General features: G+C 73.0%; 5 protein-coding genes. 2 read left to right on the top strand and 3 right to left on the bottom strand.

The annotated features are described in order from the left end of the window. Positions 1-124 precede the first annotated feature (124 nt). Positions 125-5,116: an NAD-glutamate dehydrogenase gene (locus tag QK440_RS33215; RefSeq protein ID WP_282796962.1), complete on the bottom strand. Its 4,992-nt coding sequence runs from the start codon at positions 5,114-5,116 to the stop codon at positions 125-127. Between the two features lie 609 nt (positions 5,117-5,725). Between QK440_RS33215 and QK440_RS33210 the strand changes: the two genes are divergently transcribed. Continuing rightward, complete coding sequence (locus tag QK440_RS33210; protein ID WP_282796961.1) at positions 5,726-6,292, top strand: DJ-1/PfpI family protein; 567 nt, start codon at positions 5,726-5,728, stop codon at positions 6,290-6,292. 194 nt (positions 6,293-6,486) lie between these two features. On the opposite strand, the gene QK440_RS33205 is transcribed toward QK440_RS33210, so the two are convergent. Both QK440_RS33205 and QK440_RS33200 read right to left on the bottom strand, forming a co-directional pair. Further along, positions 6,487-7,164: an HAD family hydrolase gene (locus QK440_RS33205; RefSeq protein ID WP_282796960.1), complete on the bottom strand. Its 678-nt coding sequence runs from the start codon at positions 7,162-7,164 to the stop codon at positions 6,487-6,489. Between the two features lie 78 nt (positions 7,165-7,242). Next, positions 7,243-7,761 (bottom strand): hypothetical protein, encoded by a 519-nt coding sequence (locus QK440_RS33200; protein WP_282796959.1) that lies wholly within the window; start codon positions 7,759-7,761, stop codon positions 7,243-7,245. A 312-nt stretch (positions 7,762-8,073) separates the two neighbouring features. Between QK440_RS33200 and QK440_RS33195 the strand changes: the two genes are divergently transcribed. Continuing rightward, positions 8,074-8,628: an Rv3235 family protein gene (locus tag QK440_RS33195; protein WP_282796958.1), complete on the top strand. Its 555-nt coding sequence runs from the start codon at positions 8,074-8,076 to the stop codon at positions 8,626-8,628. Positions 8,629-8,736: the final 108 nt, after the last annotated feature.

The following is an 8,736-nucleotide window of genomic DNA, read 5'->3' as shown; positions in this document are numbered from 1 at the left end:
CGCGGGCGCGGGCGGGGCGGGGGGGGGGGGGGGGGGGCCCGGCCCCCCCCCCCCCCCACCCACCCCCCCCCCGGCCCCCCCCCCCCCCCGGCGGCGCGCCCCCCCCCCCCCGGCAACGTACAGGCTAGGAATGCGTACGCAACAGCGTGCGCATCGTCCTCATGGCCACCGACAGGTTCGCCAGGTCGAAGGAGTCGGAGCTCTGGATCTCCTCCAGGGTCGTCTTCGCCCGGCCCAGGATCGCGGCGTTCTTCTCCTCCCAGGCCTGGTAGCGCTGCTCCGGCGTGGAGGAGCCGTTGCCCACGGCCAGGATGTCGGCCGTCAGCGCGGCGTGCGCCGCGTACAGGTCCTCGCGGATCGAGGCCCGCGCCATGGACTGCCAGCGGTCGTTGCGCGGCAGCTCGATGATGCGGTCCATGAGCTGGGTGATGCGCAGCCGGTCGGCGAGGTCGTAGTACACCTCGGCGACGGCCAGCGGCTCCTTGCCCATGCGGTCGGCCACGGCCACGATGTCGAGCGCCGGGAAGGCCGAGGAGAACCCGGCCACGCGCCGGGCCAGCTCGTCCGGCACGCCCGCGCCCGTCAGCTCCTCGCGGATGCTCTCGTACCACTCCAGGTCCGAGCCGCGCACCAGCTTCGGCAGCGCCGCCCACACCTGCGCGACGCCGTCGCGGAAGAAGTCGACGGTCTCGGCGAGCTGGAGCGGCTGGGGCCGGTTGTTGAGCAGCCAGCGCGTGCCGCGCTCGACCAGGCGGCGGCAGTGCAGCCGCACCCGGGTCTGCACGTCGGCGGCCACCACGTTGTCCAGCTCCTCGACGGCGTCCCACACCTCGCCGAGGCCGAAGATCTCCCGCGCGGCGAGCTGCGCCCGGACGATCTCCTCCAGGGAGGCGCCGGTCTCCTCGCGCAGCCGGTGCAGGAACGTCGAACCGCCGGAGTTCACGGTGTCGTTGACCAGCACCGTCGTGATGATCTCGCGGCGCAGCGCGTGCGCGTCGACCTGCTCGGGGAACTTCTCCCGCAGCGCCTTCGGGAAGTACGCGTGCAGCAGCCGCCGCAGGTAGGCGTCGTCCGGCAGCGAGGTCTGGATCAGCTCCTCCGCCGTCACGATCTTCGTGTACGCGAGCAGCACGGCAAGCTCCGGCTGCGACAGGCCGCGCCCCGAGCCGAGCAGCTCGCGGATCTGCCGGTCGGCGGGCAGGAACTCCAGGGAGCGGTCGAGCCGGCCCTCGCGGCCGAGGCGGCGCATGAACCGCTGGTGCGCGTGGAGCAGCGAGGGCGCCTCGAAGACGGAGTTGGCGAGCGCGGTGTTCTGCGCGTAGTTGTTGCGCAGCACCAGGTGGCCGACCTCGTCGGTCATCTCGGCGAGCAGCTTGTTGCGCTGCTTGACCGTCATGTCCCCGGCCTGGACCACGGCGTTCAGCAGGATCTTGATGTTCACCTCGTGGTCGGAGGTGTCCACGCCCGCGCTGTTGTCGATGGCGTCGGTGTTGACGCGCCCGCCGGCGCGCGCGAACTCGATCCGGCCGAGCTGGGTGAGGCCCAGGTTGCCGCCCTCGCCGACGACCTTCACGCGCAGGTCGGCGCCGTTGACGCGGATGGCGTCGTTGGCCTTGTCGCCGACGTCCGCGTGCGACTCGGCCGTCGACTTCACGTACGTGCCGATGCCGCCGTTCCACAGCAGGTCCACCGGCGCCTTCAGGATGGCCTGCATCAGCTCGGCGGGCGTCATCTTGCCGCTGCCCGCGGGGATGCCGAGGGCCTCGCGGATGTGCGCGTTGAGCTGGATCGCCTTGGCGGAGCGCGGGAAGACGCCGCCGCCCGCGGAGAGCAGCTCCTTGTCGTAGTCGGCCCAGCTGGAGCGGGGCAGCTCGAACAGGCGGCGGCGCTCGGCGTAGGAGGCGGCCGCGTCCGGGTTCGGGTCGATGAAGATGTGCCGGTGGTCGAAGGCGGCGACCAGGCGGATGTGCTCGGAGAGCAGCATGCCGTTGCCGAACACGTCACCGGACATGTCGCCGACGCCGACGACCGTGAAGTCCTCGCTCTGCGTGTCGCAGCCCAGCTCGCGGAAGTGCCGCTTCACCGACTCCCAGGCGCCGCGGGCGGTGATGCCCATGCCCTTGTGGTCGTAGCCGGCCGAGCCGCCGGAGGCGAAGGCGTCGCCGAGCCAGAAGTCGTAGCTCTGGGCGACCTCGTTGGCGATGTCGGAGAACGTCGCCGTGCCCTTGTCGGCCGCGACGACGAGGTACGTGTCGTCCTCGTCGTGGCGCACCACGTCGGCCGGGGGCACGACCTCGCCCGCGACCAGGTTGTCCGTGATGTCGAGCAGCGCCGAGATGAAGATCTTGTAGCAGGCCACGCCCTCGGCGAGCCAGGCGTCGCGGTCCACCGACGGGTCGGGGAGCTGCTTGGCGACGAAGCCGCCCTTCGCGCCCACCGGCACGATCACGGTGTTCTTCACCATCTGCGCCTTGACCAGGCCGAGGATCTCCGTACGGAAGTCCTCACGCCGGTCGGACCAGCGCAGGCCGCCGCGCGCGACCTTGCCGAAGCGCAGGTGCACGCCCTCCACCCGCGGCGAGTACACCCAGATCTCGTACGCCGGGCGCGGCTCGGGCAGGTCGGGGATGGCCTGCGGGTCGAGCTTCATGGAGACGTAGGAGTGCGGCCTGCCGCCCGCCGCCGACTGGAAGAAATTGGTGCGCAGCGTCGCTTTGATGACGGTGAGGAAGGAGCGCAGGATGCGGTCCTCGTCGAGCGACGCCACCTGGTCCAGGGCGCCGTCCAGCTCCTCCAGGAGCCCGTCGGTCAGCTCGGTGCCCGCGCGCTGGCGCTCCGGCGACATCCGCGCCTCGAAGAGCGAGACCAGCAGCCGCGTGGTGTGGACGTTGTTGCGGAGGGTGTCCTCCATGTAGTCCTGGCTGAACGTGGAGCCCGCCTGGCGCAGGTACTTGGCGTAGGCGCGCAGCACCATCGCCTGCCGCCAGGTCAGACCGGCGCGCAGCACCAGGGAGTTGAAGCCGTCGACCTCGGCCTCGCCGGTCCAGGCGGCGGCGAAGGCCTCCTGGAAGCGCTCGCGGCCGTCGTCGCCCAGGTAGTCGCCGTTGCCGTTGCCCGACTTGGGCATGCGCAGGCCGAAGTCGTAGATCCAGGCGTTCGTGCGGTCCGCGCAGCGCAGCTCGTAGGGGCGCTCGTCGGTGACCTCCACGCCCAGGCGCTGGAGCACGGGCAGCACCGCGGACAGCGAGACCTGGCCGCCCGAGCGGTAGATCTTGAAGCGGCGCTCGCCGGGGGCGGCGCCCACCGGCTCGTACAGGCTGAGCGCGAAGTCCTTGTTGCCCCGCTGGAGCTCCTCCAGGTGCACCAGGTCGGCGACCGCGGAGCGCGGGGTGTGGTCGGCCTTGTAGCCCTCGGGGAACGCGCCGCCGTACCGGCGGAGCAGCTCCGCCGCGCGCTCCTCGCCGAACTCGGCGGTCAGCGCCTCGCCGAAGCCGTCGGCCCAGGAGCGGGCGGCCTCCACCAGGCGGCCCTCGATGCGCTCGACGTCGGCGTCGGACAGGTCGGGGACCTCGCCGCCCTTGGGCACGCGGACCACGAAGTGGATGCGGGACAGGATCGACTCGGTGTTCCAGGCCGTGAAGTCGACGCTGGCGCCGTTCAGCTCCTCCTTGAGGATGTCGATGATCCGCAGCCGCACGCCGGTGGTGTAGCGGTCGCGCGGCAGGTAGACCAGCGCCGAGTAGTAGCGGCCGTACTCGTCCTTGCGCAGGTAGAGCCGGAGGCGGCGGCGCTCCTGGAGGTACAGGACGCTGGTGACGATCGACCGCAGCTCGTCCGCGGGCGTCTGGAACAGCTCGTCGCGCGGGTACGTCTCCAGGATCTGCAGCAGGTCGCGGCCGTCGTGGCTGTTGGGCGAGAAGCCCGCGCCCCTGAGGACCTCCTCGACCTTGCGGCGGATGACGGGCACGCGGCGCACCGACTCGGTGTACGCGACGCTGGAGAACAGGCCGAGGAAGCGGCGCTCGCCGACGACGTTGCCCTTGGCGTCGAACTTCTTCACGCCCACGTAGTCCAGGTACGACGGCCGGTGCACGGTGGCGCGGCTGTTGGCCTTCGTCAGGACGAGCAGCTTGTGCTCGCGGGCCTTGGCGCGGGCGTCGGCGGGCAGCCGGTTGAAGGACGGGCCGCCCGGGTGGTGGTCGTCGCCGCTGTGCTTGGGGTCGGAGCGCAGGATGCCGAGGCCGGTGCCGGGCACGGCGGCCAGGGAGTCGTCCTCCGTGAGGTCGTACTCCCGGTAGCCAAGGAAGGTGAAGTGGTCGGCGGCCAGCCAGCGCAACAGCTCGCGGGCCTCCTCGACCTCGCCCTCGCGGACGTCGGACGCGGTCGGCTCGCTCGGCAGGGCGTCGGCGATGCGCAGCGCGGAGTCGCGCATCTTCTCCCAGTCCTCGACCGTCTCGCGGACGTCGTTCAGGACGCGCAGCAGGTCGTTGGTGATCTGCTTCAGGTCCGAGCGGTCGGTCTCGCGGTCGATCTCGACGTGGATCCAGGACTCGACGAGCGTGTCGTGCGGCCGCTCGGAGCCCGCCGCGGTCGGCGCCTCCGGCAGCACCTCCAGGAGCTTGCCGGTCAGGTCGCGGCGTACGACGATCTGCGGGTGGATGACGACGTGGATACCGCGGCCCTGCCGGGACAGCTCGTTCGTCACGGAGTCCACGAGGAACGGCATGTCGTCGGTGACGACCTCGACGACGGAGTGGCTGCACGTCCAGCCGTTCTCCTCGACGGTGGGCGTGTGCACGCGGACGCTCGCGGTGCCCTGCGGACGCGTCTCGGCCAGGCGGTAGTGCGAGACGGCGGCGCCGAAGACGTCGACCGGGTCGCGGTCGGTGAGGTCCTCGGGGGCGGTGTGCAGGTAGTAGCGCTGGAGGAAGGCGAGCACCGTGTCCGGGTCCGCCTGGCCGGCCCCGGCGGCCGGGCCCGGCCCGCCGGCCGCGCCGTCGCCCTTCGGCCCGGTCGGTGCTCCCATTGGCAGGCGCCCCCCGACCGGGCTGTTCTCAGCTACCCGGGCGGCTCGCGCGAGCAGCTCGGCCTTGGCTTCGTCCAGCTTGGTCTGCATTGTCCTCTGACTCCTGTCGCGCGCCGTTGCGTGACGTAGAAGGAAGTGATGTGACATGACGCCGCGACGCGGGGTCTCCGGCCGGTGTCGACGTTATGTCTCGTCGAGCGGTGAGCGGGCGGGATTCCGCCAATTCCGGGGACTTCGCCGACCGGTCCTGGGGGTCGCGCCGAACGCGCTGTCCGCACCGCGGGTGAACGTCAGCGAGGCGCCCGGCACGGATGTCCTCCGTGCGTATCGGGCGCAGGGCGGAGGCGGCCGTGCCTCCGCGGGATATCGCGCTGATCACGGGACAAGGCTATCGCCCCCCACCGGGAACTCGTCATGAGCCGTATGTGTACAAAACCAGGCCCCGAACTTTGACACTCTGCACAGTGCTCGTCCTCCCGATTCCTCCTAGGCCACCTGTCCTCCCGGTCCCTCGTGGGCCGCTCCTGTCCTCGCCGGGCTCCGGCCGGGGCCGGACCGGACTCCTCGGTCCCCGCCCGGCTGCCCGGCGGCCCCCTTGGCAAACGCCCCCGACGGAGGCACGTTGACGAGCGGGAGCACGCATGGAGCACGCAAGGAGTACGCGGGGAGCACACAGGAGCGACGAGGGAGTGAGCACGCATGGCAGCCAAAGTCCTGATCGTCACCGGTGACGCGGCGGAGTCGCTGGAGGTCCTCTACCCGTACCAGCGACTGCGCGAGGAGGGGTACGACGTCCACATCGCGGCCCCGTCCCGCAAGAAGCTCCGGTTCGTCGTGCACGACTTCGAGCCGGGCTTCGACACGTACACGGAGAAGCCGGGCTACACCTGGCCCGCCGACCTGGCCTTCGCCGATGTCGACCCCGGGCAGTACGCCGCCCTGGTGGTGCCCGGCGGCCGGGCCCCGGAGTACCTGCGCGGCGACCCGGAGCTGCGCAAGATCCTCAAGGCCTTCTTCGACGCGGACAAGCCGGTGGCCCAGATCTGCCACGGGCCCCTGCTCACCGCGGCCGTGGGAGCCCTCGCGGGGCGCCGCGTCACGGCCTACCCGGCCCTGGAACTCGACATGCAGACGGCCGGGGCCACGTTCCAGGACGCGGAGGCGGTGGTCGACGGCACGTTGGTCTCGGCCAGGGCCTGGCCGGATCACTCGGGGTGGATGCGGGAGTTCCTCACGGTGCTGAGGGCGAAGGCCCCGGTGACGTAGGGCCCTGCCCTCCCACCCGGGCCTCACCGCCACCGCGGCACGGGCTCTCCCACCCACCCACCCGTACCACCCGGCCTTGCGGGCCCGGGCCCGACGCGGGGCGCTGCGGGTGGGTGCCGCGCAACCGTTGCGCGAAAGCTCACCCAAGGCCTCGGCTCCGCGCGTCGGGCCCGGGCCCGCAAGACCTGGCCCGGTTACGCCACCAGTCCCTCGGCGGCAGCCACCGCTTCGGTGAGGGTGTCGACGACGGGAACCCCGGCGGCCTCCAGGCTGGCCCGGCAGTGCGACCCCCCGGTGTACAGCACCGCCCGCGCCCCCACGTGCGCCGCCGCCACCGCGTCGTCCACCGCGTCCCCGATCACGACGATCCGCGCCGGGTCCACCCCCGGCAGCTCCGCGAGGTGCCGCACCATCCGCTCGGCCTTCCCCGTGTGCGACCCGTCCGTCCGCCCGTCGATCCGCGTGAACCGCTCGGCGATCCCGTGCCGCCGCACCAACGGCACCAACTGCTCGTGCGGCGCCAGCGAGAGCAGCGACTGCGTAAGGCCCGCCGCCTGCCGCGAGGCGAGCAGCTCCGCCGCCCCCTCGGCGAGCGCGCACGCGTCCACGCGCGCCCCGTAGTGCCTGTGGAAGACGGCGTCCATCACCAGCCACTCGGCCTCGGTGGGCAGCCGCCCCATCAGCCGCTCGTAGAACCGCGGCACCGGCACGCAGTACAGCTCGCGGTACCGCTCCAGCGTGATCGGCTCCAGGCCCAGCTCCAGGAACGAGGCGTTCGTCGCCTCGATCACCGCGTCGATGTCGTGCAGAAGTGTGCCGTTCCAGTCCCAGACGATGTGGGCCCCGTACGCCCCGTGATGCAGCTTCCCCATCCCACGACGGTACCGGGCCCCACCGACAACGCCGCCCCCACCGGCCGCACCGCCCCGGCGCCGGGGCGGCACCCCGGCTCAGGCCGGTCCGTCCCCCACCAGGTTCGGGATCTCCTGCGTCGCGTACCAGAGCAGCTCGTGGTCCTCGGCCCCGTCCACGACGAACTGCGCGTCGTCGTCCCCATGGTCTGCCGCGCCCAGCGCGTCGACCGCCGCCGCCACGTCCCGCTCCGCGTCCCCGGAGTCCACGTGCACGGCCGCCGCCTTGGCCAGCGGCAGCGCCCCGGCGATCCGCACCTCGCCGAGCGCGCCCGCGTCCAGGCCCCGGTCGGGGTCGGCCACGGCGGCGCCGTCCGGCACGTCCGCCGCGAGGACGACGCGGCGCCGGGCCGCGCCGGGCTCGCCCGCGAGCAGCCGCAGCGAGGCGAGCGCCGCCCGGTTCAGGGCCGCGTACTCCAGTTCCTCGATGTCGTCGGACACGTACCACTCGCGCAGCGCGGGCGTCACGGCGTACGCGGTCAGCGGCCCGGGACCCAGCTCGCCCGCCTCGTGCGCCTGCGCGAGACGGGGCAGTGTCAGGGGGACGTACACGCGCATGCTCGGCCGCTTTCGTAGTCGCCAACGCTCTCGGCAGGGGCCTTCAGGATACGTGCGCGCGTCCCCCTTCGAGGTGCCGCCCGCCCCCGGGACGGCGTCCACCACCGTCCGGCCCGTCACCCCCTCCGCCCCCGCGGGCACCGGGCGGCGCCCTGCCCCCGTCCCCCTGATGAGGGAACCCGTCGGCCGCCCCCGGCCCGCCCCGGACGGCGTTGCCAGGGCCGTCCCCGCCGCCGTACAAGATCCCCAGCGAAGTTACCCCCCGGTATCCCGGGGTCGCTCCCGTCCACGCCCGCGAACGGAGGCCGCGCCATGCCCCAGCCCGGTACACCCCTGCCGAATACCGCCCTGCCGAGGACCGCCCTGCCGAAGCCCGGCATGCCCAAGCCCGCCATGCCGAAGGTCATGACCCGCCCGCGCCGTCCCGCGTCCACCCGCCCGACCGCGTCCCGGCCCCCTGCGGGCCGCCCGCCCGGCCGTCCCGATCCGCGGCGGCCCGGCGCCCGGACGCACCGCCTGCCCGCGCAGCCGCCCCCGCACCCGGCCGAGCTCTTCACGGAGCTGCTGTTACTGGTGCTCAGCGGGCAGCGCCCCGTCCACGCCGTGGCCCGCCACATCGCCCACACCGCCTACGACGACCTGGTGCGCCTCGCCGAACTGCTCCCGCTGCGCTCCGTCGGCGGCCGCCGGCCCGCCGTCCGCCGCGTCGGCCACTACGAGGTGCGCCCCGGCGTCTACGAGGTCTTCGCCCGCGTCGGCGCGGGCCCGGCCCTGCGCGCCCTGGCCTTCCGGCTGCACCGGGGCGAGGACGAGCGCTGGCGCTGCACGGCTGTCGAGGTCGACGGCGGCTCGCACCACCGTGCCTGAGGCGGTGCCGGTGGCCCGGGCACGCGAAAGGGCCGGGCGCCACCGGCACCCGGCCCTCTCCGTCGCTCACATGCTCACGCGCAGGCGCTCACGCTCACACGCTTACGC

Origin of the sequence: Streptomyces sp. CC224B (assembly GCF_030010595.1) — a bacterium.
GTDB classification, from domain to species: Bacteria; Actinomycetota; Actinomycetes; order Streptomycetales; family Streptomycetaceae; genus Streptomyces; species Streptomyces longispororuber.
This window is presented reverse-complemented; position numbering and strand designations above follow the sequence as displayed.